The sequence below is a fragment of the Flavihumibacter petaseus NBRC 106054 genome (assembly GCF_000974785.1).
Taxonomy (GTDB): domain Bacteria; phylum Bacteroidota; class Bacteroidia; order Chitinophagales; family Chitinophagaceae; genus Flavihumibacter; species Flavihumibacter petaseus.
The window spans coordinates 48,940-74,822 of the sequence record NZ_BBWV01000001.1 but is presented as its reverse complement, the minus strand read 5'-3'; the positions used below and the strand labels follow the sequence as shown (position 1 = coordinate 74,822).

Sequence of the window (25,883 nt, the reverse complement as noted above, 5' to 3'; positions counted from 1 at the left end):
CTGCGAAAGTAGTGAGAATGATGCCAGAATCTGCTCCTGTAGCGGGTTTTAGCAATTCCGAAACGTAAAGGAATGTTAATGGTACATCATCATTGGCTTGAACCCCAGGATCAAGGCTATGCTGAACTGACTGAGCCGGTCTTCCGGGGAATTGCCAAGTGTCTGGTTATCATTGCCTTTCCATGCTCTTTCCTGGAAGCTCCCTGTATAGGTTGCCTGCAGGCCGATGGTGCCGCCTTTCTGGGAAATGAACTGGGCGCCGATGCCTGCGCGGTAATTGAAGAAGCTGTTGCGGAAGCTCACAGGCCGGATCTCATTTTGTACAGCCGGAGACTCCAGTGCATCGTCAAATTCGACACCAGAGTTATCGGTATAGAACTTAGCCTGGTACCACTGATACGCCAGCCCTACAAATGGGTATAACATGATCCTTTCCTGCTTCGCCACATCATAACCAATATCGCCGGCAATTCCCAGGTAACGCAGCACGCTGCTTTTTTTATGGTGATCACCGCTGAAGCTGGTTCCTCCCATGATGTTAAACACTGAAACCAGGCTGCGTTTTTGTTTCAGCCAGCCGAGTTGCAGTGTACCACTGCTTTCGGGTAATCCTTCGTATTGCGGTAATCCTGCTACCCTGTTGTCAAGGTTTTTGAATTTCTGGAAACTTATGCCAAAACCGATCGTGGGCATTGGCATGTCGCGCCAATCATGTTTTTTGGACCAGGAGCTGTCCTGGGCATAGGCTGTTGCACATATAATTAGAGCAGCCAGAAGGTAAGGGAGCTTTTTCATAATGGAAGCTTTCCTTCTTCAATACAATTCATATGCCTAGTCGAGTATTGCGCAGGTAAATCCGTGAATCCCCAATAGTTCCGCTACAGTGACGGAGCATACGGACGGACCCTCGAGGCGCAGTATACGGTCACAATCATCGAGGTCGAAATTGATCCGGCATTCAGGAAATTTTTGTCTCAGGTGGTGCAGCAGGTATTCTGCGTTGAAGTTTTCCTGAACATTTGTTTTAAATACTTCTACCATGGTGGCAATATTTCCGCTTGTTCGAAAATCGCAGGGCCAGTACGCCATTGCTGAAGGTTTTCGATTCAAGCAGGTCAAGGTTTAGCCATCCATTGTGATGGCTGAAAAGCGGTATTCCACTGCCCAGGATCACGGGGTGCATCATCAACCGGTATTCATCCACCAGTCCGAGCTGCATAAAGCTTTGAATCAGTGTCGTTCCCATGAGTACCATATCGGTGCCGTTTTCAGCTTTAAGCGCATCGATCGCCTCGTGTTCAATTGATCTGAGCAATCGCGTGTTTGACCATTTCGGATTCCGTAACGTTGCGCTGAACACAATTTTTTCCATAGAATTCATGTGCTTCGCAAGACCGATCTCGCTGTTGGTTGCCGTAGGATCCAGCTCAGCAGCCGGCCAGTAATGCGACATTGCCTCGTAAGTGACTCTTCCGATCAGGCCAGTATTAATGGAATGCAGAAATCCATACAAATTCCTTTCCATTTCTTCATTCCAGCAACTGAAATGCCAATCCATTTCTCCGTTGTTGCCCGCGGCAAAACCGTCCAGGGTAATATTCATGGATGCAATGATCTTACGCATAACCAAAATTATTGGCTGTGGCAGGAGCGAACAGGGTGTGTATACGGCAATTGTGGGGGCTTGTTGCGACAGTACTGTTTTTGGCAACTTGAGTATTCTTTATATTTATCCAATGAAAAAGATATCGATACTCGTTCCGGAGGATGCGGTGCTGGCCAGCATTGATGATCCCCGCATGATGTTTGCCGGTGTCAATGAATTTCTGCTTGCATCCGGAAGAGAACCCATGTTCCAGATCGAACTGGTCGGCATGACGTCATCAGTTGCCCTGCATGGCGGAAGATTCACCGTGCATACAGACCGGCTGCTTCATGAAGTTGAGCGGACGGATCTGATTTTCATTCCTGCGCTCATCGGCGACATGCAGGAGGCTTTGCAGAAAAATGCCCAGATGCTGCCCTGGTTGCGGGAGCAATATGCCAAAGGCGCTGAGCTGGTAAGCCTCTGCATCGGCGCTTTCCTGCTCGCTTCAACCGGTCTTCTCAATGGAAAGAAATGTTCAACCCACTGGCGTTCGGCCAATGATTTCAGGATCATGTTCCCGGAGATCGATCTTGTTGACGATACGATTATCACCGAAGAGCAGGGTCTCTATACCAGTGGCGGTGCAAATTCCTATTGGAACCTGCTGGTCTACCTCGTAGAAAAAATGGCTGGCCGCCCGATGGCAATTACCGCTGCCAAAGTTTACGCTATCGAAATAGAAAGAAAAAGTCAGTCGCCCTTCATCATGTTCAATGGTCAGAAAGGTCATTCTGACGAACCCGTGAGACTTGCGCAGGAATTCATTGAAAAAAATGTGGGCGATAAAATTTCGGTGGAAGAACTGGCCACAAGGTTTGCGATAGGCCGGCGGAATTTTGAAAGGAGGTTTAAGAAAGCGACAAACAATACACCCATTGAATATATCCAGCGGGTAAAAATTGAAGCGGCAAAAAAAGGCCTGGAGAACGGAAGAAAAAATGTGAGCGAAGTGATGTATGAAGTGGGGTATGCCGATACCAAATCTTTCCGCTCCATCTTTAAAAAAATAACCGGACTCTCGCCGGCAGATTACCGTAACAAATACAACAAAGAAGCAATTCTGTAGACAGATTTTAACCGTTCATTGGTAGGAATGGACAGGAATTTGCGGGTAACTCAAATGCACTAAGTTTATTGATCAAACCTATCGATATGAAACAGGTTGCCATAGTGGTTACGCAGCATTATAAGCTGTTGAGTATTGCAGCAATCATGGAGGTTTTTGAAGCTGTTAACCGGCTTTACCAGGAGAGGGGGGAGGAACCGCCATTCCTGTTGCGGCTGGTAGGGCAGATAGCCTGCAACCCAACGACTGCAGAATTCCATGGCTATAAGGTGGACCCGATCAGTGAATCCGGTAAATCTGACCTGGTAATGGTGCCTTCCTTTAACTCGCATGACATACGCCAGTCGCTCGCCCTGAACAGTCAGCTGTTGCCCTGGCTCAGGGAGCAGTACAAAGATGGCGCAGAACTGGCGTGCTTCTGTACGGGCGCCTTCCTGATGGCTGCTACCGGATTGCTCGATGGCAGACTGGCGACCACCCATGTGGATGCCGGGGCGTCTTTTTCACAGCATTTCCCCCAGGTAAAATTACGCCTTGATAAAACCGTCACTGCTGATCACCGTTTGTATACCAGCGGCGGGGCAACTTCAACCTTCCATCTGTTGCTGCACCTGATCAACCGGCATTGCGGGCGGGAGGTTGCTGTAAAAATCGCAAAGATCTTTGCCATTGATATGGATCGTCACCATCAGTCTTATTTCGGGAGCTTTGAGCCGGTGCACAATCACACCGATGAACTTGTCGCTACCGCACAGCAAAAGATTGAAACAAACTATCAGGAAGCCGGCACCATAGAAGAGCTGATCAGGGACATTCCTTCAAGCAGGAGGAATATTGTGCGCCGCTTCAAGCAGGTCACCGGCGTAACGCCTATCGAATACCTGCAGAATATCCGTGTGGAGGCTGCCAAGCGTTTGCTGGAACAGACTTCCCAGCAGATGAGCGAAGTCGTTTTCAATGCCGGGTACAATGATGCAAAGGCTTTCCGGAAAGTTTTCCGGAAAGCGGTGGGCATGACACCATCTGAGTACCGGCTTAAATTTCAGGTACGCTGAGCCTGCAGCCTTTCCTTCAACAGCCGGTGATGGTAGTAGTAGGAAAGGAACAGGATGGCAAAAAATATAAGCATTGGCAACCATTGAACGATCGGGTCGCCAATGGAAACGCCTGAATATACTGCACCCAGGAGATCATAAAAGATCCCTGCGTAAACCCACTCTTTCAACCTGGGATAGCCGGGTATCAGCAATCCGATTCCCGCCAGGATTTTTGCCAGCCCCAGGAAGCGGGCAACATATTCCGGATATCCGAGGTGTTTAAACAATTCCTCCGTTGGCTGCGTGTACATAAAATTCTGGATACCCGAACTCAGCATGAGCGCAGCGAGCAGGCCGGTAAAGATCCAATAGATGATTTTTGTTTTCTTCATATACTGATTGATTGGTTGAAATTATAGTTGATCATCCATTGTATGCCGAATTTATCTGTCAGCATACCGAAATAAGTGCCCCAGAACATCGTCATCATAGGTAACGTGGGTTTGCCACCTTCACACAACGCCCTGTAAAGCGCGTCAGCTTCTTCGGTCGATTCGGCTTCAATCTGCAGTGAGAAATTGTTGCCTGCGTTCAGGTGATGCCCCATCGACTCCAGCGCGTCCGTCGCCATCAGCACAGTATTCCTCCCTACCGGCAACGCGATATGCATGAGTTTATCCTGTTCTTCATGAGGAAGTCTTGAAGCTTCCGCGGTATCCCTGAAGCGTGAAACTGTACTGAATTTACCACCAAAAACAGATTGATAAAAACGAAATGCTTCTTCAGTGTTGCCGGCAAAATTCAGATAGGGGTGTATGGCGATCATGGCCTGTTGTTTGTTCAACAAATCTACTGGGCGGTCAAATGGCCCAGGTGGTCTGAAAACGGCAATATCAAGGGTAAATGCGACAAAAAAACACGAGCTTGCCCAAATGAAGTCGCGTTTGGCACCTACCCCCAGTGGTTATCTCCATATTGGCAATATCCTGTCTTTCTGCCTGACGGACTACCTCGCACGCAGTTATAATGCCCCGCTGTTGTTGCGCATTGATGATATGGACAGCGACAGGGTAAGACCCCAATACCTGGAAGACATTTTTTCCTCCCTGCTGTGGCTGGGTTTTCATTGGGAAGAGGGCCCCATAACAGTTGCAGATTTTGAGCAGCAATACAGCCAGCGGCATCGTCTGCCGCTATATGAGAAGGCGCTGACTGACCTTCGGGATTCGGGGTGCTTATTTGCCTGTACCTGTAGCAGAAAGACAGCAGATCTATGCAGTTGCCTCACAAAGGGCATTTCCTTTGAGCAACCCGGTGTGCAATGGCGCATCAATACAGCAGGTGCCGGCCTGAGCGATTCTCTGAACAACTTTGTCGTCCGTAAAAAAGATGGCATGCCGGCTTACCAGCTGTGTTCTGTTGTTGATGATCTGCATTTTCGCGTAACCCTTGTCGTCAGGGGGGAAGATCTCAGGGATAGTACCAGGGCACAGCTGTTCCTGGCATCACGGTTTCCGGCAAATGACTTTTCCGGGATATTGTTTTTTCATCACCCCCTGATCCTGGGCGCCAATGGCAGCAAACTCTCGAAATCTGCCGGAGCAACTTCTGTTCAGTACCTGCGTGAGAAAAATCCGGATCGCCGGGACCTGTTCCGCCTTATTGGCAGGAGTTGCGGGCTGGGCGATGCCATCGACAGCAAAGAAGCGGTTGCGCAGGCTTTTCTGCAAAGTCACCCTTTTACAGGATCATGATTTTCTTTTAAGGAAATCAAAAAAAGATGGTTTGGGCGGTGCATCTGCTGCTTTGTCCCAGTTGCTTTGCATGATGATGCCCAGGTAATTTTTGCTCAGTCGCTCCAGGTCAAAATGATCTTTTTCCAGCTCATACTGTTCCTGGTAATGATACACTTTAAAGTATCCTTCCACTGGAAGGATATCGATCACTCTTGTTTTCAACAGGTATTCGCCGTAGATCACTGCTTCGGAAGGCAGTGCGGCTTTCTCTTCCATTTCCCGGAAAAACTGTTCAAAATTCTGTTTGCGTTCTCCCAGGAAATGGTCCTGGAAATGCCGCCAGACGCTGGTAGACCAGAGATAGGGTGACGGGCCATAATCCCAGGCTTTTCCATGGGTGCCGAAATACTGCCGGGTTGCTTTCAATGCACGCGACTGGAACAGATCCGCAGAATCCATGCCCAATAATTCCATGGTGTCTTTGAATGCCTTGCTTTCGTGCATCACGGTATAAGGCGTCTTGTCATCATAAAGGAAATCAGCATAACTGAAGGGGCGGATAAATTCGCTGTCGGAATCGAGACAGAGGTAGGCGTTGCAAATGTTCAGCCTGTTCACCTGCGCCTTAATGACCTGCTGGTAACGCCAGCCGTCTTTCAGTTTGCAATCCACAATATCACTGTCACGGATGATATCGACAGCTTCCGGCAACCGTTTCCGGAAATAGCGGTAATCATCATTGTTTACCGAAAGCAGTACGGGGATATTGTCGGTATTGAATTTCCCGATGGAAGCCAGCAGTTTTTCCACTCTCAGGAAGTCAGGCTGGTAGCTTTTGATAAATAGCAATAGTTTCTCCATCAGCGTAATGGCGTTGTTGTTTCAATAAGCGGTCCGATCACTTCATCCAGCCTTAGCCGGTAGGTTGGTATTCCAAACAGATTGTCCATGGATTTATGCAACGCATTCCGGTCAACAAGACTGAAATCTTCCAGGATTTCATCAAACCGGCGGAGGATCGCCCGGTCATTGAAAGGTTCCAGTATATAGACACCGGGCATCTTCTGCCGGTGAAGGTCGGGAAGAACGCCTACCGGTGTGCCGATCACGGGTACTCCCGCAGCCAGTGCTTCCAGCGTGATCATGCCGAAACTTTCCGACAGTGAAGGGAATATAACAAGATCAGCCTGTGCATATGCTTCTTCGTTGATATTTTCCAGGTTAAGTCCGACTTTGACGGTGGTATGCCTGAAATGCTCAAACTGCTCCCTGTTATTGGGAAAATTACAGGCGACCAACAAACGCCAGTCTTCGGATTCGTCAATGATCTCTGCCAGCCTGACGACTGTGGGAAGACCCTTGCCAGGCTCCAGCCGTCCTGCATAGAGTACCGTTTTCCATGGCCTTTTGGGTTTGGGAAGAACAGGAAAGAAATTCGTATCCACTCTGTTGGTTACAATGGAGATCTTTTCAGATGGTATACCGTACCAGGTGATGAGGTCATTTTTTACCTTTTCCGTCACCGTAATGATCTGTTTGCAGATCCGCAATCCGCGCTGTTGCAACCTGGCAACCCTGCTCAGCTTTTTTTCCTTCCTGCCGTAATCCATCTCCATGACGTGGTAGCATCCCTGGCTGATCACAATATCTGCCGGAAAGAATGGTGTTGATTCTCCGTTGGAAACAACGATTGTTTTGTACCGGAATCTCGTCCACAAATATGCGGAAGCAAACCGGGCCATATAAATTGGTTTCCTTTTCAGAAAATGCCTGTAACGGAAAAGATGCTTGTACAGCCTGCCCGCCCAGGTGTTGAGCAGAAAAGCTTCATCCAATATCGTGGTAGTCACGCCACGGCTCATCAGGTATTCATCAAAATACTGAACCATTCGTTCTGCACCTCCAGCATTGGATTTGCCGTTAAAGAAAACGAGTAACGCTTTAGTAGCTTTTGCCATGAGCGATATTTTCCAGGATATTGTCGAGCTTTTGGTATACAGCGGCGCGTTCGAAATTATTTTTGAAACATTCAAATGCCCAGCGGGATTGCTGCTGATAAAAGTTGTTGTCATTCAGCAAGGTTGCAATAGCATCTGCGAAAGCTACCGGATCGTTGGTCACAGAACAACCGTTCCTGGTTTTATCAGGTAGACCATCGATTCCCCGTTCATTGCACACCACCGGGAGCTGGTAAGCCATTGCCTCCACTACCTTGATCTTGACACCGGTACCACTGAGCATGGGGCAAATGGCGATCTTTGCCTGCGAATAATAATCACGAAGATCCGGTGCAAAAGAAATTTTCTCAAGGTTAGGCAGATCCTCCGGCAGATGCGGCACGATTGTTCCAATCGCACAGATCCGTAAATTTTTATCCAGCTTCGGATAAACCTCCGTGAAAAACCAACTTGCGGAACGCAGGTTATGGGGGTTATCGGTTGCAACATACAGTAGGTCGTAACGCCGCTGCTGCATTGGTGGCAGCTCAATGTCGGGGGCTTTGATCATCATCGGTACGAGATCTACCCGGTCTGGGAAGAACTGGCTGAACAGGTATGTTTCGTCTACGGAGATGGTCCAGATCCGGTCAAAAAATGACAGCCGGTAAAGTTCATCACCTATCGCCACGGAGCGGTCAAACCCTTCTTCGTTCTGATGCTGTGCCGATAACAGGTCATGCGTGTCTATAATGGTAGTGGCGCCCGCCAGAAAAGGATTGTCTTTGACAAGATGCGCCCAGTAAGCATAACTGATGATCACATAGTCATAACGGGTGCGCTGCAGCATGGCATCAAACTGGCGGCGCAGGTGCCAGGTGGTATGGTTGGGGATTGACCCTTTTGGCGTTTTCAGCTGCCGCTCGTAGAGCAAATGGCCGATCTTATACCCGAAGAAATAAGTCAGTGGATTTGTTTTCACGGGTTTCCTGCGAAACACATGAAGACTGTTGGCAAGGCGTGCATTTTCAAATGAAGCTTTGCTCTCAGGAGTGTAATTTCCCCAGTGCTCCTTGCTGATAAAATCTACATGATAACCGCGGTCGCGGAAATACTGCAATAAACTTAGTGCCCTTGAGATGCTGCCGCTGTTCCTGTCGGCAGGATTCAACGGAAAGAAGTATAATACTTTTTTCAAACCGTTTGATTGAATACCCACGGTCAAAAATAAATGAATTTGTTTGGTATATTACTTTCATGAAAGGTGTAAAGAGAATATTGATCACGGGTGCAGCAGGAAATATTGCCGGTAGCCTGTCGTCAAGGCTGGCAAATGATCCTGCTTATGACCTGGTGCTCGTGGATAACCTGTCAACCGGTGATCCCGCCAATCTTCCACCGCCAGGCGAGCGTGTCCGGTTTGTCAAAGCAGATGTGAACGATCAGCGTGACATCGGCGCCATCCTTCAGGCATCTCGTTTCGACTACGTGTTCCACTATGCAGCCGTAGTGGGTGTAAAACGTACCCTGGAACACCCGGTTCAGGTACTGCGCGATATAGATGGAATCAGGAATATCCTGGATGGTGCCAGGAATACTGGTGTGTCGAGGGTGTTTTTTTCGTCTTCGTCTGAGGTTTATGGTGAACCGGTGCATTTTCCGCAATCAGAAGAGACAACACCGCTGAATTCGAGATTGCCTTATGCTGTGGTCAAAAATGTAGGTGAGTCTTTCTGCAAGGCCTATCACCAGGAGTATGGGCTGCCTTATACGATATTGCGTTTTTTCAATACCTACGGACCTGGGCAAAGTGATGATTTTGTATTGCCCCGCTTTCTGCTGAAAGCAATCCGGAATGAAGACCTGACAATTTACGGAGATGGAAGTCAGACCCGCACTTTCTGTTATGTAGATGACAACGTTGATGCAACACTAAGAATGCTTAATAGTAATAAGGGCCTGAACGACACGATCAATATCGGGAGCGATACCGAGATCACCATGCTTGCACTTGCAGAAAAAGTAAAAGCGCTTTCGGGATCATCCTCACAGATAGTTCATCTGCCTGCCCTGAAGGAAGGTGATATGCGGCGGCGGCTGCCGGACATTTCCAAAATGCGCTCAATCCTGGAAAGACCTATTACCGGTCTGGACGACGGGATCAGAAGTCTCTTGCAGTTTTATCGTTCGAAAGGTAGCTGCTGAGCTGGCGGAAGAAGCTCTCCGGCCCCAGGCAGGTGCGGTACGTTTCTTTGATCATCCGTTGCAGCTGAACAAACCGTTCGCCTTTCCATTCGTTATGAAATTCCAGCAGGCGGTCGCCGATATGGGGGATTTGTTTTTCAGGTACAATGCAACAAAGGCTGTTCCAGTCAATTTTGTTTTCCAGTGGCAAAACGATATCCGTATCAATCAGCACGGGTATTCTACCGGCACTCATGCTCTCAAACTGGCGGTAGGAATAGTTGCCGAACCCGCTCGCACATAGCGTATAGGGATAAGCGAAGATCTCGTCGCGGAATCGTTGTTTTGATACCGGAGCATCTGCATCACCAGGACCGGACCACGTAAAATGTGTCCTGATACCGGGGTGCCGCTGAAAGGCCAGTAGTGCATTACGCCTTGCCAGATAGCCGAAATTATCGCTGATGTCAAACGGACTGTTGATTCCCAGCCTGTTCAGCAACAGGTTGACACCATTCCTCCATTTCAGGCCGGGTGCCAGGGAGGAAGGTGATGCCTGTCCCCGGAATCCGACCTCGGGAATTGGTTGCCAGGGCAGGAATTCCGGTTCATAAGGAAATTCACTGAAGTCTGACCCTTCCTTAAATCCCGGCATGGCGTGTTCATTGGGCTTCTTTTTGCTGCCCACGATACTGGTGCGGAAAATAATACTATTCGGTACGGCGACAGGCGCTGCCGAATCGCTGTGAAAAAAGACCAGTAATTTCCGGCCGGTTACGGCAGATAATTGTACCAGGCCGGCTTCAGCCTCCAGGCATGCGGCACGATCAGATGGGGAACCTCCGAAATACACCAGGTAATAATCGGTTAATTCGTGTGCCACTTCATAGTTGGCCGGGAAAACCAGGAAATCTGCTTCTTCGGGCCTTGCCACCCATTCATACCAGGGAGCGCCGATCTTTGTCAGGCGGCAATGCAGGGCAGGACTAATACCATCCGTGATGGTAAAAAGCCTTATCGGCTTGTCAATCATGATGCAATTACGGAAATAAACTAGAGAGAACTGCTGCTGCGTATCTCGCGGCCGGTTCCGTCATAATAAACATATTTTTTTTCTATGCCTTTTTTCCATTCCACCCGGTAAAGTTTTTCTGCCTTCCTGTTTTCGACATAGGCGGTGGATTTCATTTCCCAGCCGGCGTAACGGCTTTTTTCTACGGATGTTTGTACGGGTGCCGGAAAGGAGGCTTTCGGCATATCCAGTTCTGTATAATCCCACGTGCCATCCAGCTTATAATGCACTTCACGGGTGCCGTCCTTGTCTGTAAATTTGGCAGTATACCAGGCAACGCTGTTGGTCCAGTCGACATTGGTGGCACCAGGGTACTTAGCGAAAAAGTGCTTTTTAGATTTTTCCGGAACATTCACAACCTGTGCGGAGAGGAAAAAACCTGAAAGGAGCAAAGACATCATTAACAGTGCGGATCGCTTCATATCACTTGGTTTTATAGATGAGAAATGCAAATTACAGACCGGGTACTTTCGCATGCTTTCTAACCAGTGGGGCTACCTTTTCACCAAACAATGCAACTGCTTTCAATTGTTTTTCAACAGGCAGATCCTTTCCTGATATGAATTGAGCGAGGTATCGGTCCTGCCCGAATAATTCATGGAAGTACAGGATTTTTTCGGTCACTTCCTGTGGGCTACCTACCAGCAGGGGACCATGCTGACGAAGATACTCAAATTGTGCCCTGTCCAACGGCGGCCATCCCCTTTCTTTTCCCACACGGTTCATCATGCGGGCATAGGTGGGATAAAACTCATCGGCAGCCTGTTGCGAATCTTCAGCTACATAAAAATGGGAGTTCACGGCCAGGCGGATGGAGGCAGGGTCATGACCGGCTTCGCTGTGGCTTTTGCGAAAAAGGTTTACCAGTGGAACAAAGCGATCCGGGGTGCCCCCCAGCAGGGCAAGTGTCATTGGTAAATTGAGTTTCCCGGCCCTGATTGCTGACTCAGGTGTGCCGCCAACTGCGATCCAGACCGGTAAAGACTCCTGGAGCGGCCGGGGATATACACCCTGATTCTTAATGGGAGAGCGGAACTGTCCACGCCAGTTGACGGTGGTATCGCGGTTAATCGCAAGCAGCAGTTCCAGCTTTTCAGAGAACAACGCATCATAATCTTTCAGATCGTATCCGAAAAGCGGGAAAGATTCAATAAAGGATCCCCTTCCCGCCATGATCTCTGCCCTGCCACCGGAAACCAGGTCGAGCGTGGCGAATTGCTGGAAGATCCTTACCGGATCTGCCGAACTCAATACCGTCACCGAGCTGCTCAGCCTGATTTTATCAGTTACCGCAGCGGCGGCAGAGAGAATCATTTCCGGGCTGGAAATCACATAATCAGGCCGGTGGTGTTCGCCCAAAGCGTAAACATCAAGCCCAAGCTGATCGGCCAGCCGGATTTCTTCAATTATTTCCTGGACCCTGTGGTATGCATTTTCCGCACCGCCACTTTTCTGGTCGGGAGTCACCTCTCCGAAGCTGCTGATACCTAATTCCATAATGAATGATTATTCCGGTTGCACTAACAACCAGGGATACCATTTTGTTTACCCCACGGTAAAACGGTATCCGATTCCTTTGATCGTGGTGATCTGCAGCCGGGGATCCGGCCTCAGGTAACTGCGCAGCCGGGTGATATAAACATCGAGGTTTCTGCTGTTGAAAAAAGAATCGTTTCCCCAGAGCAGATTCAGGATATCCCTCCGGTCGATGATCCTGTTCCGATGTTCACATAACAGCTTCAGGAGCGCTGCTTCACGGTAAGTGAGTTTACGTTCTTCACTGCCGGACTGCAAAACCTGGCGGGTATCATGAAAGCGGAAAAGGCCCATTTCAAGCCAACCGTCTGTAACAGGTGTTTCAGCAGCACTGCCAATGCGAAGTATATGATGTATCCTTACAATAAGTTCTTCGAGGCTGAAAGGTTTCCGGATATAATCATGACCGCCTACGGCAAACCCCTTTACCACATCTTCGGTTTGCGTACGTGCACTCAGGAACAGGATCGGAACAGTTTTATTGACTGCCCTGATGCTGTCAGCAATCGCAAATCCATCGGTTCCCGGCAACATAATATCCAGCACGCAACAGTCTGGTTCGGTTTCAGAAAATCGTTGCAGCGCAAGATGGCCATCAGTTTCCATGATCACGTCAAAGCCCCGCGTTTCCAGACTTTCTTTTACGATCTTTCCCAGAAAGACCTCGTCTTCAACATAAAGGATTTTTGTTTTTTTCATAAACGGCCTGCAGGGAAATGAAGGATGAAATTGCTGCCTTTTCCAAGAATACTTTCTGCACGGATGCTTCCCCGGTGTTGCTTCATGATGGCAGCAACATAACTGAGTCCAAGCCCGTAACCTTTTGCCTGGTGTACATTACCCTGGGGAACCCGAAAAAATTTCTCAAATACTTTTTCCGTATACACTTCAGGAATACCAATACCGTTATCGCGAACGGTTAGGATCACTTCCCGGGAAGTTCCCGATACCCGCACAAAAACTTCCGGACTTTGTCCACTGTATTTAAGTGCATTATCAAGCAGGTTGAACACCACACTCAGCAGGTGAAGCCGGTCGCCCATAACAGTAGTATCTCCGTCAAAGCTGGTATGGAGGGTTGCCCCGCATTTGTCATACTGAAGCCGCATTGATCCGGCGACCTCTTCCACGATCATTGCCAGTTCCACGGCTTCTTCTTTCAGTTCGATCGCTTTTTTTTCAAAGATGGATAGCTTCAGCACCTTGTCTACCAGCAGCGACAATCTTTGAAGTTCCTGGTGCGAAATGTCGAGGTACTCCTGGGTGCGCAAGGGGTCTTTACGGGCATGGAAATCCCGTAAGGCTTCGAGTGCAACCGAAACCGTCGCAATAGGTGTTTTCAGCTCGTGGGAAATATTGCTGATGAACTCATTCTTGATCGCAGACAACCTGTGTTGTTTGCGAAGGTTGTGGAATAACAGAAGAAATGCCGCAAGTGTAATGCCGATCAGGAAAACCGAGAAGATCAGCGGCAGGGTAATCTTACGCAGCAGGTAGGGAAAGGTATGGGCCAATACAAAATTGTATGATCCGGACTTTTTCCAAAGCAATAGTTTCGCAAGTTTGTCTTCCTCCGCTTCATTTACCGCGGTGTCTGCAAATACAATGAATCCGACAGTCATTTCTTGCTGGTCAAGCGATCGGCGAAAACCGGCTTGTATCACCGCTATGGGAATTGTGTCAGACAGCAGGGAATCCATTTTGAGCAGCAGGGTCCGGCCTTTGTCATTCGTATAAATCAGCGTATTGACAGATACTGATCTGGTTCCGCCGGAATCCGTCGTGTGGGTATTCTCCCGCACGGTCAAAAAACGCTTGCCTGAAGCGGTGTCAGCCCCTCCCTTCCTAAATACAACGACCTGCCTGATGGAATCACCGGGTAGCGGTGGCTGGCGGCGCAATGCAGCTGTAAAGCCAGCGGGGCCGGGAGCCTCGGCAGTATCACCACCAGCTTTAATAATCCGTGCTTTGACAGCAGAATCCTGCAATTGCATCACGGTTTCCGTAAATATTGATTTTGCACGGCTTTCGAGTGCCCTTTTCTCACGCAGGTAGTTGTCCCTGATCCAATAGACCTGGAAACCGGCAATCAACAGCATCGCCAGCAGAATACTGCCATATGACCAGGAAATGGTTTTCATATTCACTAAAAACAAAATCTACCCAATTCCTGATGGCGGTTTATGGCTTTAACCTTTATTAACCTTATTGTAAGGTGTGTTAACTATCCAGGCCTTGGGGCTGGGATAGCTTTGGTCAAAACTATTGTATGAAAAGAATATTGATTTTAGGGGTTTTCGCCCTGGCTGCCGGCAGCGCTTTCTGCCAGCAAAGGGAAGCGAGGGTTTATTATACCCGCACCACGCTTATGCAGCTGCAACTCGACGGTGAAGGACCTGTGGAGCGGAAACGCACCGATAATTTTGTACTTGATTTTGCAGGTGGAAAAATGATCTGGCAGAAGGCAGATGACGAACTTCCGGATGAAACGGTCAGCGGCGGTGGAGGGCTTGTGATCCGCACCATCGGTGGTACTGATGATATTATTTATTGCGATTTTAACGCGGGAAAGAAGGTGGAGCAGCGGGAGTTTTTCGATCGCAAATTCCTGGTGTCGGATACACTGGCAAAGGGCAAATGGATACTCAGTGATTCCAGCCGGACAATACTGGGGCATTCCTGCAGAAAAGCCACAGGTCAACGGATCTCCCAGCGAAGCATGATGACGATGGACAATGGGAAAATGAGCCGCAGGGAGTTTTCAGATACCACGGAAGTTGCCGCCTGGTTTGCCATTGATATTCCCGTTCCTGCAGGACCAGAAATGCAGGGACAATTGCCGGGGCTGATCATGATACTGGAAGGAAATCATGGCCGTACCCGCTACGAGGTTACTGCTATTGAAGCCAAAGCCGATATTGCCGCTATCCGGGAACCTGCAAAAGGGAAAAAAGTCAGTCCCTCAGAATTCATTCAAGAACGAAATAAAATGATGGAGGAAATGCAGAAAAACAATCAGGGAAACGGGAACATGCGTATCCGCATTAATTAGGCTGGTGTTACTATTTTCTCAATTGAATGGCGTTGCCTCCGGCAGCGCCATTTTTTTGCAGGTTATAAGTGAAACTGAGCAATGCATACCGCCTGAGGGTATTGGTCCTTTTGTCTTCAATATAATTCTGGTTGCTGGTGCGTTCCACTCGCTGGTTGCGGTTCAGCAGATCCTGCACCCGGACACTAAGTTGTGCCCGCTGGAACCGCATAAATTGCCTGGAAACGGAAAGGCTCCAGAGCGGCACTTTTGCATTGAAGCCGTCCGACAACCGGTTGTTGACTGTATAATTGAAATCAGTGCTGAACTGGAAAAAGTGCGGCAGCTGCCATTCCAGAGCTGTTTCATAATACTGGGAGAAATATCTTGTATTCAAATCCGGTTGCAGGCTGTATTGCGTATGATTGTACCGAATGCTGGCACGCAGAGACCATTCGATTTTTTCTGAAACTGCAACCCGCATACCGGCATAGGGACCGGCGGATGTGGTGCTGATCAGGTTGGTTGCGCCATTCATCAGTTGCTTATTCCTTTGCCAGGCGGCGTTGGTGCCAAAGTCAACCGTGGCTTTCCAGCGCCGTACCGGAAGGGAAAACTGAAAATCACCTTCCGTGAAATAAATACCGCTGGCATTCACGGGCCGGCTGACCGTTACGCCACCAGGCAGCAATGAATCCGCATTTACAATCTTATCGTCAGTTTTGATCAGATTCATCATGATGAAAATATTCCTGTTCCGGAATGGATTTACGCCATTATAATTGAGCTGAACAGCATGTGTCAATTCCTGGCGGAGAAACGGATTTCCTGATTTGATATAAAGCGGATTACTGATATCCGCCAGGGGCTGCAATTGTTGAATGGAAGGTGCCTGGGTAAAAGGCCGGTATTGCAGCTGCAGGGATTTGCTTCTGCTGAACTGGTACTGAACCCTTGCATTGGGCAGAAAATTGTAAAAAGACTTCCGGATGGCGGAATCTTTTCCATAGCCCTTGCTGTCGCCTTCCAGTACTGCCTGTTGCCAGGACAGGCCAACAGCAGCCTGGAACTTCTTCCTGATCGTTCGCAGCCGTAATCCGCCTACAGCTACTGAATAATTACTGCTGAAATCATTTGTGAGACTATCGTTTAATTGGTCATAGGCATTTGTAGTGGCATTGTAATCATAGGTGAGCCGGTCTGATGCGTTTCTTGTGCTGCTTCGGGAAAGATGGCCCTCCAGCAATGACCTCCTCCAGAGCGGTTCAGTATAAACGATCCTGGCGGAATAGCCATTCAGATGGTTGCCCGAAGTGAATTGCTGACGCAGTGTATCGGTAAAACTGTTATCCGACAGAAAATGTCCGTTACCCGTTGCGCCATTACCTGTGGTCTGGATGAACGCTGAAAATGTTCTGCCACGTTTCCGAAACTTTTTACGGAATAGAAAATCTGTCCGGAAATTGTATCCGTCACTGTTCACCAGGTTGTTGCTGAACCCTTCATTTCCGGGAAGGCCATCCTTGCTGCGCTGGCGGTAAATCTCGTTGGTAAGGGCTTCGGAAGACTGCCATCCGAACGATGGTGAGATCTTGATGGAATGAAAGGAGTCTATTGCGATGTCTGCACTGAAATTGAAGCGGTGCGACCAGGTGGTAGTTCTTTTGTCGGATAACTGGCTCACAAAATAGGAGGAGTCGGGAAGCATATATTGCTTTTCCGACAAAATTGACTGGTATGGACTGTAACGACTGCCAAAATAGTTGCTGGTGAGCCAGATTTTTCTGCCGATCATGTTATTGTAGTTGATCCCCGCACCGGCAATACTATTGATGCCATTAGCGGAATTCCCAAAGCCGCCGAAAGCATTACCGGCATCATCAGCACTGATATTGATATTCCCGTTACCAGCCTGCAGCATTCTCTTGAGTTCACCGGTAAAATTCATCATGTCCATGAAGGAAAAAGCTTCGGCATTTGTATTATTGGCAGCGGCAATGGCAGAGAACTGACGTGCACCTTTGAAAGAATTCAGGTTAAACTTTCCTTCATAACGGCCAGCTGTACCCGCTCCGGCAGTTGCGCTGCCGAAATATCCTTTCTTTTTGTCTTTTTTCAGGGTGAGGTTGATGGTTTTCTCACTGTTGCCGTCATCAAAGCCGGTGAGTTGCGCCTGGTCACTCAGCCGGTCATAAACCTGTACTTTATCAATTGCATCAGCCGGCAGGTTTTTGGTTGCGATCTTCGGGTCGTTGCCGAAGAACTCCTTTCCATCCACCAGCACACGGTTCACAGTGCGGCCCTGTGCTTTGACGGTGCCATCTTTTCCGACCGTGATACCTGGCATTTTTTTGAGCAATTGTTCTACGTTAGCGTTGGGCAGGGTGCGAAACGAATTTGCATTGTACTGCACTGTATCACCCAGCAGTAGAACCGGTGGCGCTTCCGCTACCACCGTTACGCTATCCAGCATTTTGCTTTTGTCTGACAGGAAAAGCATACCGAGGTCTTTTTCTGCCGTGGATCCGGTGATATCAATTAACCGGCTGTAATTATGGTAGGCAACATGGGTGACCAGTAGCCTGTATCTGCCTGCCGGAAGCGATTTTAGGTCAAATCGGCCACCGCCATCCGTCAGGGTGAAGCTGACCAGGGAAGAATCCTGCTGCAACAACAAGGTAACGGTAGCATCGGCAAGTGGCTTATGGGCGGTACTGTCGAAAGCGACACCCTTCAGGGTAGTCACCTGGGCGGTGGCGAAGAAGCCGGCCAGCAGTAACAGTAACAATAGAAACAGGAGGGCTCTCATACACGAACTTCTGCCCCGAAAGTATTGACCAGCAGCGGGTAAGGAGGTTAATCAGCCTTGGTTTATTGTTAATGAAGGTTAATTATGATGTCGTGAATCACCCCCAATTCGGCGCGAACGGACCCCGTGTAAGCAAATACTTACGTTTAGTTTTGTAAGCGAATACTTACATAACATGACAGTAGCAGCCAGACGCGACGTATTCCAGGCGATTGCAGATCCAACCCGCCGCAACATTATCGGGCTGATTGCGAAAAAACCAATGAACCTGAATTCGATTGCCGGCGAGTTTGACATCAGCCGGCCTGCAATATCACAGCATATCAAGATCCTTACAGAATGCGGGCTTGTTATTATCCGGCAGGAGGGAAGGGAAAGGTATTGCGAAGTCCAGCTGGAACCTCTGGGTGCAGTAGCCGACTGGCTGGAGCCATTGCGGGAGCTGTGGGAACACCGGTTCGGCAAACTGGATCACCTTTTAGGAAATATGCATGCATCATATAAAAACAAAAAAAAGAAAAAATGATTACCAAAAATCAAATGCAGATCAAAGCGGAACCCGGACGGCAGGAGTTGTTCGTAGTCCGCGAGTTCGATGCACCCCGCGAAAAGGTCTACAGGGCTTTTACCGACCCAAAACTGGTGGTGCAATGGCTGGGGCCAAAGAACATGACAATGACGATTGATTATTACGATTGCACCACTGGTGGCAAATACCGCTACATCCATACCGATCCTAATGGGAATGCCTATGGATTTAATGGTGTGGTGCATGAAGCTACCGAACCTGAAAGGGTGATTCAGACCTTTGAGTTTGAAGGAATGCCTGAACGCGGCCATGTTGTGCTGGACTCGGCTGTATTTGATGACCTGCCGGATGGACGTTCGAAGGTAACCATTCACTCCGTGTACGGTTCCGTTGCGGACCGTGACGGGATGATCCAGAGTGGGATGGAACACGGCATGCGGGAGGGCTTTGACAGGCTTGATGACCTGCTGGATAATCAATAATTTTTGTAATAAATCTTCAATCAATTGTTATGATCAAAGACATGTGGCTTAACCTGCCGGTAAAAGATGTTCCCCGCTCCCGGAAATTCTACCAGGATATTGGCTTTAAGATAAATGAGAAGTACGATCACGGGAATACTTCCGCCAGCCTGATGGTTGGTGAAAAGGAAGTGATCGTGATGTTGTTTGATGAAAAGATATTTCAGTCCTTTACCAAAAACAAGGTCGTGTCTGATCCTGATTACTCGGAAATTATCATTTCATTCAGCACTGAGACCAGGGCAGCGGTTGATGCCATGGCTGAAAAGGTGAGAGCAACCGGTGCGAAACTGTACCAGGAACCGACTGAAATGCAGGGCTGGATGTATGGCTTTGCCTTTACGGATCCCGATGGACATAAATGGAACATGCTATATATGGACATGTCCAAAATGCCGGGTTGATCAGATATTTCCTTTCTTCAGTTCCCGAACGGCATGATCGCAGGCCCTTGCGGTAAGGGCCATATAAGTCAGCGATGGATTGACGCAGGAACTTGAAGTCATGCACGAGCCGTCAGTCACAAGCACATTCGGCACTTCATGCAACTGGTTGAAGGCATTCAGTACTGATGTCTTCGGATCATTGCCCATCCTTGCAGTACCCATTTCATGATTGGCATTGCCGGGAAAGGAGATGCTGCCCGATGCCTGGATATTTTTGAATCCTGCTTTTTCGAGCATTTCCTTTCCGGCTTCGCCCATGTCTTCGTGCATGATTTTTTCATTCTCCCTGAAATGGCAGTCCACCACAATAGTTGGCCTTCCCCAGGGGTCCTTTTGATGATGATCCAGGGTGATCCGGTTATCCGGATAGGGCAGGCATTCGCCGAATGCGTACAGTCCCAGTTGCCAGCCGCCCGGTTCGGATAAGCTTTCTTTGAGGGAAGCACCAATGCCATCGGCAGGTGGTCTTTTCCGGTATGCGCTGGCACCAAAATGGTAGCCCCGCAGGAACTTTGAAGTGGATTCTGTCGCATTCCTGAAGCGCGGGATGTAAATGGGTGTTGGCCTCCTGCCTGAATAATAACTGTCTTCAAAACCGTCGATATCACCGGTAATGCTCCAGCCTTTGTGGTGATCCATCAGGTTACGGCCCAATTGATCGCTGCCGTTGCCCATGCCCGTGGGAAAGCGGCGGGAAACGGAATTCAACAGGATGGCAGTGGTCGCAACAGTTGCGGCGTTCAGGAAGATAAGGCGGGCATTGAACGTGATCGTTTGTTTCGTTTGCGTATCAATTACTTCCACGCCGGTAGCCCGCTGTTTTTGTTCATCATAGAGCACCTGGTTAACGAGGGAATATGGCCTTATAACGAGATTCCCGGTTGCCTGTGCAGCAGGTAAGGTACTGGCGTTGGTGCTGAAATAAGCACCAAATGGGCAACCCCGGTGACACAGATTTCTTGCCTGACAATTGCTCCGTCCTTTTACTGGTTGGGTAAGGTTGGCGGTTCGTCCCATGATTACCTGCCGGCCAGAATAGCTATCGGAAACTTTTTGCTGGAAATATTTCTCCACCGCATTCATTTCAAATGCAGGCTGAAAAGGGCCGTCGGGAAGATGCGGAATGCCATCACGATTTCCACTGACGCCGATAAAGCTCTCCACATAATCATACCAAGGCGCAATATCGCTGTACCGGATGGGCCAGTCGATGCCGTGGCCATCGCGAAGGTTGGCTTCGAAATCCAGGTCGCTCCAGCGGTAGCATGCCCTGGCCCACAGCAGTGAGCGGCCGCCCAGTACATCACCACGGATCCAGTCAAAACGTTTTTCCTCTCTGTAAGGGTTCTCGAGATCCCTGATATAAAAATGCTTATTGTCTTCGCGGTATGAATAATGGCGCGACTGAATTGGCCTTAATGCCCTGTCTTCTTTGGAAAGTTGCTGGCGGTGGGGAAAGTCCCACGGATCCATAGTAGCTGTGGGATATGACGGATGTTCAATAGGAGCGCCTCTTTCAAGCAGTAAAACTTTTAGTCCTTTTTCACACAGTTCCTTTGCGGCCCATCCGCCACTGATACCGGAGCCAACGATTATAGCGTCATAAGGCATGATCAACGATTGATGGGGAAAGGTAAGGAGGACGGCGGGAAAAACAGGAAGAAAGTTTGGGGTTTGTTGTCTGTGGTTTGAGGTTGGGTTTAGGTTTGAAGTTGACTAATTGATCAACGGTACTGCATTCTTTCTTATGCGGGTAAATAATAAAGGATTTCAGTGCATGACTGAAGATTGCTACGGCACCAGCAAAGGTCTGACAATAGTTTGAGGTCAGTTTTGCCGTAAATACAACTGGTAAACTTCAAACCCAACCTCAAACTACAGACCCCAGACTTCAAACTTACTTCCTCCACTACTTCGGCTGCTGATTATAGTCATAGTTCACCATCCAGTTAATACCGAATTTATCGGTGAACATTCCGAACAGCGCACCCCAGAATGTTTTCTCCATTTGCATGGTGACCCGTCCGCCCGCACTCAGGCCATTAAAGATTTTTTTTGCGTCATCCTCTGACAATGCATTAATGGATAACTGAACATTATTGCCTTCCACCGAATGTTTGGCCCATTCACCGCCGATATCACTGCCCATCAACACCGTATCTTTTGAAACATGTAGCGACATATGCATGATCTTTTCGCCATCAACCTCGCCCATAGCATGAGCATCTTCGCTGGGTGGCATGTCTTTGTACCGGCCGATATAGGGGATCTCGCCGCCCAGCACGGACTGATAAAATTTAAAAGCTTCTTCGCAGGTGCCCTTGAAATTGATGTAGGGATGAATCTGTACCATATGGCTTCGTTTTTGGATGAAAAAAAGTAGTGAAGGCGCAGCAAATTAAGGAAATTCCTTAATAGCCGGCGCCTTCAGAACATGGCACAGACGGAATACGGGCTGGACACTAAAATATGCTCATGTACTTCTTACGGGGTTGCTTCTGCCATGTCTTTCACCGGTACTGGCCAGACTCCCGGAGCAGGGAAGGATATTCCTTTGTTGGATCCCATTTTTCCGGCATCCTGACCAAAATAATACAGGGGCCATCCTTTATAAGTCAATTGCTTATGCGTTCCTGCAACAGTGATCGTGTTGAAGAGGTTTTTATCAAGGCTCGAGGGGACCACAACGACATCTTCTTCATAAACCGGCCAGATGCCATTGTTGGCAAAATCATCGGCGGTAAAGTTGTTGTCATCATACCGATCGTTGATAAAAGTGTATAGTGTTACACCATTGCCATCAGTGAAATACAATGTTTTACCATCGCCTTCTGTATAATCAGATTTATAATGCTTGCCATCATGACCAATTAATTGCGCATTGGTCAGCTGAATAGTGTAGTCGGGTTTCGCTGCAAACCAGATACCATTGAAATTATCGCCGCCAATAGCACCTGCAGGCTCAGGTGTGTTCGTGCCATTGTTGACCGGTGCATAATAATACAATGGCCTCCCTTTGTACGCAAGCTGTTTTGCTGAAGTTGATGTAGTGATCTGGGAAAAATCACCCAGCGTAAGCCCTGTGCCGAGATTCTCTGCCGCGAGATTGTCTACATTGAATACCGGCCACAAGGCTTCACATCCACCGGTGCAATGATTGACAGTAGAATCGTCATTCGCAAAATAGTAAAGGGTACGACCATCCTTGTCCGTGAGTATACTTCCCAACGTAGCATTGGAGGTCAGTTGTACTTCGGTAACGGGTGTCGGTGGAACATAAGGATCAGAATCACTGCTGCAGGAATTCAAAGCGCCGGCAATGGCCAGCGTCGCCGTCAGGAAACGGAACGTGGACAGGATTTTCATCTTGCTGATTTTAAGGTAAGTGAATCGTTGTCTTCTTTCCATACTCCATTTTCACGGAAAGGGTTGCGTTTAATTCCATGCCGTGAAAATTTTTTATCTTTTCAGTATGTTTCCACCGATAATTTCCACCACCGAACTCCGGGAGCTCTTAGGCCAGAACGGGGTCATTGTTGTTGACGCCCGTGCAGCTGCAGGTCATGGAGAAGCTTTCCGCGAAACGCACCTTAAAGGGGCTTTGCCAGTAGACCTTGATAATGAATTGTCTAATGTTAAAGACCCCGCCCACGGAGGCCGGCATCCATTGCCGGATATCAAAAGTTTTGGTGCGGTGCTGGGGGCCATGGGCATCACGCCCGGCAGTCATGTTGTGGTGTACGATGACAAGCAGGGGGCCAATGCGGCATCGCGTTTCTGGTGGATGCTGAAAGCGGTTGGTCATGAAAAGGCCCAGGTGCTTAATGGCGGACTTCAGGCAGCAGTGGCCGCAGGGTTACCAATGGAATCCGGTATGCATTCACCGGTTCCGGTAAAGGACTATCCGGTAAGCGGATGGCTGCTTCCCGTTGTCAGTATCGAAACGGTGGAAGAAAGGGTGAAAGACAAAGAATGGCTGGTAATCGATGTGAGAGACCCCAGGAGGTATAGCGGTGAAACGGAACCGATTGACCTCATTGCAGGACATATTCCCGGTGCAGTCAATATTCCGCTTACTGATAATCTTGATTCCGATGGTCAGTTCAAATCTCCCCAGGCGCTTGCTGTATTATATGGTGCGGCACTTGAAGGAAGGCCGGCGTCACAAGTGATCGTGCATTGCGGTTCCGGCGTAACTGCCTGTCACAGTATTCTTGCAATGGCTGCCGGCGGACTTGAAATTCCGGCGCTTTATGTGGGCAGCTGGAGCGAATGGTCGAGAACGAATCGGCCGGTTGGTACAGGAAATGCATAATGGTTTCCGTATATTAGGTAATGGAATTTGTAGACTATTACGAAATACTTGGCGTCCCCAAAAGCGCCAGTGCAGATGATATCAAGAAAGCTTACCGCAAGCTTGCAAGAAAGATGCACCCGGACCTCAACCCGAATGATAAGGAAGCCCACAGGAAATTTCAGCGCATCAATGAGGCAAACGAGGTACTCAGTGATCCGGAGAAAAGAAAAAAATACGATCAGTACGGAAAGGACTGGCAACAAGCTGAGCAGTTCGAACAGGCGAAACAACAAAGGCAGCGTGCCGGAGAAGCCCAGGGTGGCTTCAGCGGCGATTTTGACGGCGGTGATTTTTCTGAGTTTTTCGAAAGCATGTTCGGCCGTGAGGGCAGGAGCGGAAGGGGGCAAATGCGGTTCAAAGGGCAGGATATTCATGCGGGCCTGACACTTAGTTTGCAGGATGCTTACACTACCCACCAGCAGACCTTCTCTGTAAATGGAAAGAATATCCGCATTACGATTCCTGCTGGTGTTGAAGACGGACAGGTGATCCGACTGAAGGGTTATGGTACACCGGGTGTCAATGGCGGTCCTGCAGGTGATCTGCTGATAGAATTCAGTATACCCAATACCGAAGCATTTAAAAGGACAGGTAATGATATCCATTCTACGGCAAAGATCGATCTGTATACTGCTGTACTTGGCGGAGAAACTTTGGTCGAAACGCTTGGTGGCAAACTGAAACTTACGGTAGCGCCCGGCACGGAGAATGGTACCAAAGTGCGCCTCAAAGGGAAGGGGTTTCCTGTGTACAAAAAGGAAGGTCAGTTCGGTGACTGGTTTGTGACCTACCATGTACAGATTCCGAAATCTTTATCTGACGCAGAAAAAGAGCTGTTCATTCAATTGAAAAATCTTCACGAGAAAAACTGATGCCATGGATGAAAGAGAATTGATCGAGATCGAAACATTCTGCATTAATTACCAGGTGGAACCTTCCTTCCTGGAGAGCCTGGCAAATGCGGGACTGCTGGAGCTGGTGCATGAAGAGACACACCATTATTTTCCGGCAAACCAGGTGCCTGATCTTGAAAAGATGATCCGGTTCCACTATGATATGGACATCAACCTGGAAGGTATAGAAGTGATCCAGCACCTGTTGTCACAATTAAAACAAATGCAGCAGGAAAAACAACTGCTGCAACACCGCCTCAGCATCTATGAATGGCATTAATACTTGCTTTCAATTGTGTCCGGCGGCCCAGTTGACCGCATTGCGCAGCAACTGTTGCCAGGCTGGATCGCTGAACAACCCAGGAGAATGTCCCATGAAAATATAAACGTTACGGGCCGGGTATGCGGGGTTCGTCCAGATCACCGGATGATCACCCATCCGAACAGGAGAAGGAGGGATGTAAGAAGACTCGTCTACACGTGCTAAAACCTTAACCTGTTGCCTGGGACTTTTGTCATAAGTATACCACTCTTCCTGCTCAATGCGAAATGTTGCACCCAGGTGCTTCATTACCGGATGGGCACTGTCCTCCACCATTACCGTGCCGCCTGAAAAATCCCTGATATAATCCTTAAACCTGATTCTTCCCATGAATTCCCAGAACCATGTCCACATTGGAAAGCCATCGAATTCACCGAGAAGACTGGCATGATGTAAGCCTATCCAGCCGATCTTCCCTGAGTCGATAGCTTGTTGAAATGCTGTTGCAGCTTCAGGTTTCCAGCCGTAGGGCGGAAAATCCAATTGAAAGAATAGTTGATAACGGCTGAGCATCCCGATGTTAATGCTGTCAGTGCGGGTCAGAAAATCAATTTCGAAACTGCTGTCCGCAGCAAGTTGCCGGAGCCAGGGTACGGCAGCATTGGTAAATGCCAGGTGGTGACCGCCGTTTTCATAGAGGGCGAGTACATGGAACTTTCCTTTGCTTTGTTCCTGGCCTGAAGCGGGGAACACTGCAACAAGCTGAGATATGGTAATCAGCAACAGGATGACTACCGGAAATATCCTCCTGGTTTTCAT

At 48.7% G+C, this 25,883-nt stretch carries 29 protein-coding genes; 11 read left to right on the top strand and 18 right to left on the bottom strand.

Annotated elements, in window-relative coordinates; all coding sequences use genetic code 11:
• Positions 1-75: 75 nt before the first annotated feature.
• From FPE01S_RS00320 to FPE01S_RS00310, 3 genes are read right to left on the bottom strand one after another with little or no spacing between them, the layout of a single operon-like run.
• Positions 76-795 carry an outer membrane beta-barrel protein gene (locus tag FPE01S_RS00320; protein ID WP_046366987.1) on the bottom strand — a complete coding sequence of 240 codons (720 nt, stop codon included), beginning with the start codon at positions 793-795 and terminating at the stop codon, positions 76-78.
• A gap of 36 nt (positions 796-831) precedes the next feature.
• The gene (locus tag FPE01S_RS00315; RefSeq protein WP_046366986.1) at positions 832-1,041 is read right to left on the bottom strand and encodes a hypothetical protein; all 210 of its coding nucleotides are present in this window, start codon (positions 1,039-1,041) and stop codon (positions 832-834) included.
• Complete coding sequence (locus FPE01S_RS00310) at positions 1,025-1,624, bottom strand: dihydrofolate reductase family protein (RefSeq protein WP_046366985.1); 600 nt, start codon at positions 1,622-1,624, stop codon at positions 1,025-1,027. The genes FPE01S_RS00315 and FPE01S_RS00310 overlap by 17 nt, the downstream gene beginning before the upstream one ends.
• A gap of 112 nt (positions 1,625-1,736) precedes the next feature.
• Between FPE01S_RS00310 and FPE01S_RS00305 the strand changes: the two genes are divergently transcribed.
• Together FPE01S_RS00305 and FPE01S_RS00300 are read left to right on the top strand one after the other, a co-directional pair.
• Entirely contained in the window at positions 1,737-2,714 is a 978-nt protein-coding gene (locus tag FPE01S_RS00305; protein WP_046366984.1) for a GlxA family transcriptional regulator, read from the top strand.
• Positions 2,715-2,800: 86 nt separating this feature from the next.
• On the top strand, positions 2,801-3,769 hold the full coding sequence (locus FPE01S_RS00300) for a GlxA family transcriptional regulator (RefSeq protein WP_046366983.1): 969 nt from the start codon (positions 2,801-2,803) through the stop codon (positions 3,767-3,769).
• Here FPE01S_RS00300 and FPE01S_RS00295 read toward each other — a convergent pair.
• Both FPE01S_RS00295 and FPE01S_RS00290 read right to left on the bottom strand, forming a co-directional pair.
• Complete coding sequence (locus FPE01S_RS00295) at positions 3,757-4,143, bottom strand: DoxX family protein (protein ID WP_046366982.1); 387 nt, start codon at positions 4,141-4,143, stop codon at positions 3,757-3,759. The genes FPE01S_RS00300 and FPE01S_RS00295 overlap by 13 nt on opposite strands.
• Complete coding sequence (locus tag FPE01S_RS00290; RefSeq protein ID WP_046366981.1) at positions 4,140-4,577, bottom strand: VOC family protein; 438 nt, start codon at positions 4,575-4,577, stop codon at positions 4,140-4,142. The genes FPE01S_RS00295 and FPE01S_RS00290 overlap by 4 nt, the downstream gene beginning before the upstream one ends.
• Positions 4,578-4,683: 106 nt before the next feature.
• Between FPE01S_RS00290 and FPE01S_RS00285 the strand changes: the two genes are divergently transcribed.
• Positions 4,684-5,505, top strand: a complete 822-nt coding sequence (locus FPE01S_RS00285; protein ID WP_046368494.1) for a glutamate--tRNA ligase family protein — start codon at positions 4,684-4,686, stop codon at positions 5,503-5,505.
• Here FPE01S_RS00285 and FPE01S_RS00280 read toward each other — a convergent pair.
• From FPE01S_RS00280 to FPE01S_RS00270, 3 genes are read right to left on the bottom strand one after another with little or no spacing between them, the layout of a single operon-like run.
• Positions 5,500-6,348, bottom strand: a complete 849-nt coding sequence (locus tag FPE01S_RS00280) for a DUF6492 family protein (RefSeq protein WP_046366980.1) — start codon at positions 6,346-6,348, stop codon at positions 5,500-5,502. The two genes, FPE01S_RS00285 and FPE01S_RS00280, sit on opposite strands and share 6 nt — an antisense overlap.
• Positions 6,348-7,445, bottom strand: a complete 1,098-nt coding sequence (locus tag FPE01S_RS26115; RefSeq protein ID WP_046366979.1) for a glycosyltransferase family 4 protein — start codon at positions 7,443-7,445, stop codon at positions 6,348-6,350. The genes FPE01S_RS00280 and FPE01S_RS26115 overlap by 1 nt, the downstream gene beginning before the upstream one ends.
• Positions 7,429-8,622, bottom strand: a complete 1,194-nt coding sequence (locus tag FPE01S_RS00270) for a glycosyltransferase (RefSeq protein ID WP_046368493.1) — start codon at positions 8,620-8,622, stop codon at positions 7,429-7,431. Before FPE01S_RS00270 ends, FPE01S_RS26115 begins: the two co-directional genes overlap by 17 nt.
• Before the next feature lie 59 nt (positions 8,623-8,681).
• On the opposite strand from FPE01S_RS00270, the gene FPE01S_RS00265 reads away from it, so the two are divergent.
• On the top strand, positions 8,682-9,629 hold the full coding sequence (locus FPE01S_RS00265) for an NAD-dependent epimerase/dehydratase family protein (RefSeq protein ID WP_046366978.1): 948 nt from the start codon (positions 8,682-8,684) through the stop codon (positions 9,627-9,629).
• Here the strand turns inward: FPE01S_RS00265 and FPE01S_RS00260 are convergent.
• The 5 genes from FPE01S_RS00260 to FPE01S_RS24505 are packed head-to-tail and all read right to left on the bottom strand — an operon-like array spanning position 9,586 to position 14,357.
• Positions 9,586-10,641: an exostosin domain-containing protein gene (locus tag FPE01S_RS00260; RefSeq protein ID WP_046366977.1), complete on the bottom strand. Its 1,056-nt coding sequence runs from the start codon at positions 10,639-10,641 to the stop codon at positions 9,586-9,588. The two genes, FPE01S_RS00265 and FPE01S_RS00260, sit on opposite strands and share 44 nt — an antisense overlap.
• A gap of 20 nt (positions 10,642-10,661) precedes the next feature.
• Positions 10,662-11,102, bottom strand: a complete 441-nt coding sequence (locus tag FPE01S_RS00255) for a PepSY-like domain-containing protein (protein WP_046366976.1) — start codon at positions 11,100-11,102, stop codon at positions 10,662-10,664.
• Between the two features lie 31 nt (positions 11,103-11,133).
• Positions 11,134-12,177, bottom strand: a complete 1,044-nt coding sequence (locus FPE01S_RS00250; protein ID WP_046366975.1) for an Atu2307/SP_0267 family LLM class monooxygenase — start codon at positions 12,175-12,177, stop codon at positions 11,134-11,136.
• Positions 12,178-12,225: 48 nt separating this feature from the next.
• Positions 12,226-12,915: a response regulator transcription factor gene (locus FPE01S_RS00245; RefSeq protein WP_046366974.1), complete on the bottom strand. Its 690-nt coding sequence runs from the start codon at positions 12,913-12,915 to the stop codon at positions 12,226-12,228.
• Positions 12,912-14,357, bottom strand: a complete 1,446-nt coding sequence (locus FPE01S_RS24505) for a sensor histidine kinase (RefSeq protein ID WP_052955398.1) — start codon at positions 14,355-14,357, stop codon at positions 12,912-12,914. The genes FPE01S_RS00245 and FPE01S_RS24505 overlap by 4 nt, the downstream gene beginning before the upstream one ends.
• Positions 14,358-14,485: 128 nt before the next feature.
• Between FPE01S_RS24505 and FPE01S_RS00235 the strand changes: the two genes are divergently transcribed.
• Entirely contained in the window at positions 14,486-15,268 is a 783-nt protein-coding gene (locus FPE01S_RS00235) for a GLPGLI family protein (RefSeq protein WP_046366973.1), read from the top strand.
• 10 nt (positions 15,269-15,278) lie between these two features.
• Here FPE01S_RS00235 and FPE01S_RS00230 read toward each other — a convergent pair whose 3' ends face one another.
• Complete coding sequence (locus tag FPE01S_RS00230) at positions 15,279-18,056, bottom strand: outer membrane beta-barrel protein (protein ID WP_046366972.1); 2,778 nt, start codon at positions 18,054-18,056, stop codon at positions 15,279-15,281.
• 175 nt (positions 18,057-18,231) lie between these two features.
• Here FPE01S_RS00230 and FPE01S_RS00225 point away from each other — a divergent pair, with 175 nt between their 5' ends.
• From FPE01S_RS00225 to FPE01S_RS00215, 3 genes are read left to right on the top strand one after another with little or no spacing between them, the layout of a single operon-like run.
• Complete coding sequence (locus FPE01S_RS00225) at positions 18,232-18,582, top strand: ArsR/SmtB family transcription factor (RefSeq protein ID WP_046366971.1); 351 nt, start codon at positions 18,232-18,234, stop codon at positions 18,580-18,582.
• Positions 18,579-19,067 (top strand): SRPBCC family protein, encoded by a 489-nt coding sequence (locus FPE01S_RS00220; protein WP_046366970.1) that lies wholly within the window; start codon positions 18,579-18,581, stop codon positions 19,065-19,067. The genes FPE01S_RS00225 and FPE01S_RS00220 overlap by 4 nt, the downstream gene beginning before the upstream one ends.
• Before the next feature lie 29 nt (positions 19,068-19,096).
• Positions 19,097-19,510, top strand: a complete 414-nt coding sequence (locus tag FPE01S_RS00215) for a VOC family protein (protein WP_046366969.1) — start codon at positions 19,097-19,099, stop codon at positions 19,508-19,510.
• Here the strand turns inward: FPE01S_RS00215 and FPE01S_RS00210 are convergent, their stop codons facing one another.
• The 3 genes from FPE01S_RS00210 to FPE01S_RS00200 form a co-directional block, all read right to left on the bottom strand.
• Positions 19,511-21,163, bottom strand: a complete 1,653-nt coding sequence (locus tag FPE01S_RS00210; RefSeq protein WP_046366968.1) for a GMC oxidoreductase — start codon at positions 21,161-21,163, stop codon at positions 19,511-19,513.
• Positions 21,164-21,461: 298 nt separating this feature from the next.
• The gene (locus FPE01S_RS00205; protein ID WP_046366967.1) at positions 21,462-21,905 is read right to left on the bottom strand and encodes a VOC family protein; all 444 of its coding nucleotides are present in this window, start codon (positions 21,903-21,905) and stop codon (positions 21,462-21,464) included.
• Positions 21,906-22,036: 131 nt separating this feature from the next.
• Entirely contained in the window at positions 22,037-22,918 is an 882-nt protein-coding gene (locus tag FPE01S_RS00200) for a COG4315 family predicted lipoprotein (protein WP_046366966.1), read from the bottom strand.
• A gap of 106 nt (positions 22,919-23,024) precedes the next feature.
• Here FPE01S_RS00200 and FPE01S_RS00195 point away from each other — a divergent pair, with 106 nt between their 5' ends.
• From FPE01S_RS00195 to FPE01S_RS00185, 3 genes are read left to right on the top strand one after another with little or no spacing between them, the layout of a single operon-like run.
• A complete protein-coding gene (locus FPE01S_RS00195; protein ID WP_046366965.1) occupies positions 23,025-23,867 on the top strand; it encodes a sulfurtransferase in 843 nt (280 codons plus the stop codon).
• A gap of 20 nt (positions 23,868-23,887) precedes the next feature.
• The gene (locus FPE01S_RS00190) at positions 23,888-24,781 is read left to right on the top strand and encodes a DnaJ C-terminal domain-containing protein (RefSeq protein ID WP_046366964.1); all 894 of its coding nucleotides are present in this window, start codon (positions 23,888-23,890) and stop codon (positions 24,779-24,781) included.
• A gap of 4 nt (positions 24,782-24,785) precedes the next feature.
• A complete protein-coding gene (locus tag FPE01S_RS00185; protein ID WP_046366963.1) occupies positions 24,786-25,082 on the top strand; it encodes a chaperone modulator CbpM in 297 nt (98 codons plus the stop codon).
• Between the two features lie 9 nt (positions 25,083-25,091).
• Here the strand turns inward: FPE01S_RS00185 and FPE01S_RS00180 are convergent, their stop codons facing one another.
• The gene (locus FPE01S_RS00180) at positions 25,092-25,883 is read right to left on the bottom strand and encodes a ThuA domain-containing protein (protein ID WP_046366962.1); all 792 of its coding nucleotides are present in this window, start codon (positions 25,881-25,883) and stop codon (positions 25,092-25,094) included.

Coding starts and splice junctions, on each gene's coding strand:
- FPE01S_RS00320 (WP_046366987.1), bottom strand. CDS start 795: ATGAAAAAGCTCCCTTACCTTCTGGCTGCTCTAATTATATGTGCAACA.
- FPE01S_RS00315 (WP_046366986.1), bottom strand. CDS start 1,041: ATGGTAGAAGTATTTAAAACAAATGTTCAGGAAAACTTCAACGCAGAA.
- FPE01S_RS00310 (WP_046366985.1), bottom strand. CDS start 1,624: ATGCGTAAGATCATTGCATCCATGAATATTACCCTGGACGGTTTTGCC.
- FPE01S_RS00305 (WP_046366984.1), top strand. CDS start 1,737: ATGAAAAAGATATCGATACTCGTTCCGGAGGATGCGGTGCTGGCCAGC.
- FPE01S_RS00300 (WP_046366983.1), top strand. CDS start 2,801: ATGAAACAGGTTGCCATAGTGGTTACGCAGCATTATAAGCTGTTGAGT.
- FPE01S_RS00295 (WP_046366982.1), bottom strand. CDS start 4,143: ATGAAGAAAACAAAAATCATCTATTGGATCTTTACCGGCCTGCTCGCT.
- FPE01S_RS00290 (WP_046366981.1), bottom strand. CDS start 4,577: ATGATCGCCATACACCCCTATCTGAATTTTGCCGGCAACACTGAAGAA.
- FPE01S_RS00285 (WP_046368494.1), top strand. CDS start 4,684: ATGAAGTCGCGTTTGGCACCTACCCCCAGTGGTTATCTCCATATTGGC.
- FPE01S_RS00280 (WP_046366980.1), bottom strand. CDS start 6,348: ATGGAGAAACTATTGCTATTTATCAAAAGCTACCAGCCTGACTTCCTG.
- FPE01S_RS26115 (WP_046366979.1), bottom strand. CDS start 7,445: ATGGCAAAAGCTACTAAAGCGTTACTCGTTTTCTTTAACGGCAAATCC.
- FPE01S_RS00265 (WP_046366978.1), top strand. CDS start 8,682: ATGAAAGGTGTAAAGAGAATATTGATCACGGGTGCAGCAGGAAATATT.
- FPE01S_RS00260 (WP_046366977.1), bottom strand. CDS start 10,641: ATGATTGACAAGCCGATAAGGCTTTTTACCATCACGGATGGTATTAGT.
- FPE01S_RS00255 (WP_046366976.1), bottom strand. CDS start 11,102: ATGAAGCGATCCGCACTGTTAATGATGTCTTTGCTCCTTTCAGGTTTT.
- FPE01S_RS00250 (WP_046366975.1), bottom strand. CDS start 12,177: ATGGAATTAGGTATCAGCAGCTTCGGAGAGGTGACTCCCGACCAGAAA.
- FPE01S_RS00245 (WP_046366974.1), bottom strand. CDS start 12,915: ATGAAAAAAACAAAAATCCTTTATGTTGAAGACGAGGTCTTTCTGGGA.
- FPE01S_RS24505 (WP_052955398.1), bottom strand. CDS start 14,357: ATGAAAACCATTTCCTGGTCATATGGCAGTATTCTGCTGGCGATGCTG.
- FPE01S_RS00235 (WP_046366973.1), top strand. CDS start 14,486: ATGAAAAGAATATTGATTTTAGGGGTTTTCGCCCTGGCTGCCGGCAGC.
- FPE01S_RS00230 (WP_046366972.1), bottom strand. CDS start 18,056: ATGAGAGCCCTCCTGTTTCTATTGTTACTGTTACTGCTGGCCGGCTTC.
- FPE01S_RS00225 (WP_046366971.1), top strand. CDS start 18,232: ATGACAGTAGCAGCCAGACGCGACGTATTCCAGGCGATTGCAGATCCA.
- FPE01S_RS00220 (WP_046366970.1), top strand. CDS start 18,579: ATGATTACCAAAAATCAAATGCAGATCAAAGCGGAACCCGGACGGCAG.
- FPE01S_RS00215 (WP_046366969.1), top strand. CDS start 19,097: ATGATCAAAGACATGTGGCTTAACCTGCCGGTAAAAGATGTTCCCCGC.
- FPE01S_RS00210 (WP_046366968.1), bottom strand. CDS start 21,163: ATGCCTTATGACGCTATAATCGTTGGCTCCGGTATCAGTGGCGGATGG.
- FPE01S_RS00205 (WP_046366967.1), bottom strand. CDS start 21,905: ATGGTACAGATTCATCCCTACATCAATTTCAAGGGCACCTGCGAAGAA.
- FPE01S_RS00200 (WP_046366966.1), bottom strand. CDS start 22,918: ATGAAAATCCTGTCCACGTTCCGTTTCCTGACGGCGACGCTGGCCATT.
- FPE01S_RS00195 (WP_046366965.1), top strand. CDS start 23,025: ATGTTTCCACCGATAATTTCCACCACCGAACTCCGGGAGCTCTTAGGC.
- FPE01S_RS00190 (WP_046366964.1), top strand. CDS start 23,888: ATGGAATTTGTAGACTATTACGAAATACTTGGCGTCCCCAAAAGCGCC.
- FPE01S_RS00185 (WP_046366963.1), top strand. CDS start 24,786: ATGGATGAAAGAGAATTGATCGAGATCGAAACATTCTGCATTAATTAC.
- FPE01S_RS00180 (WP_046366962.1), bottom strand. CDS start 25,883: ATGAAAACCAGGAGGATATTTCCGGTAGTCATCCTGTTGCTGATTACC.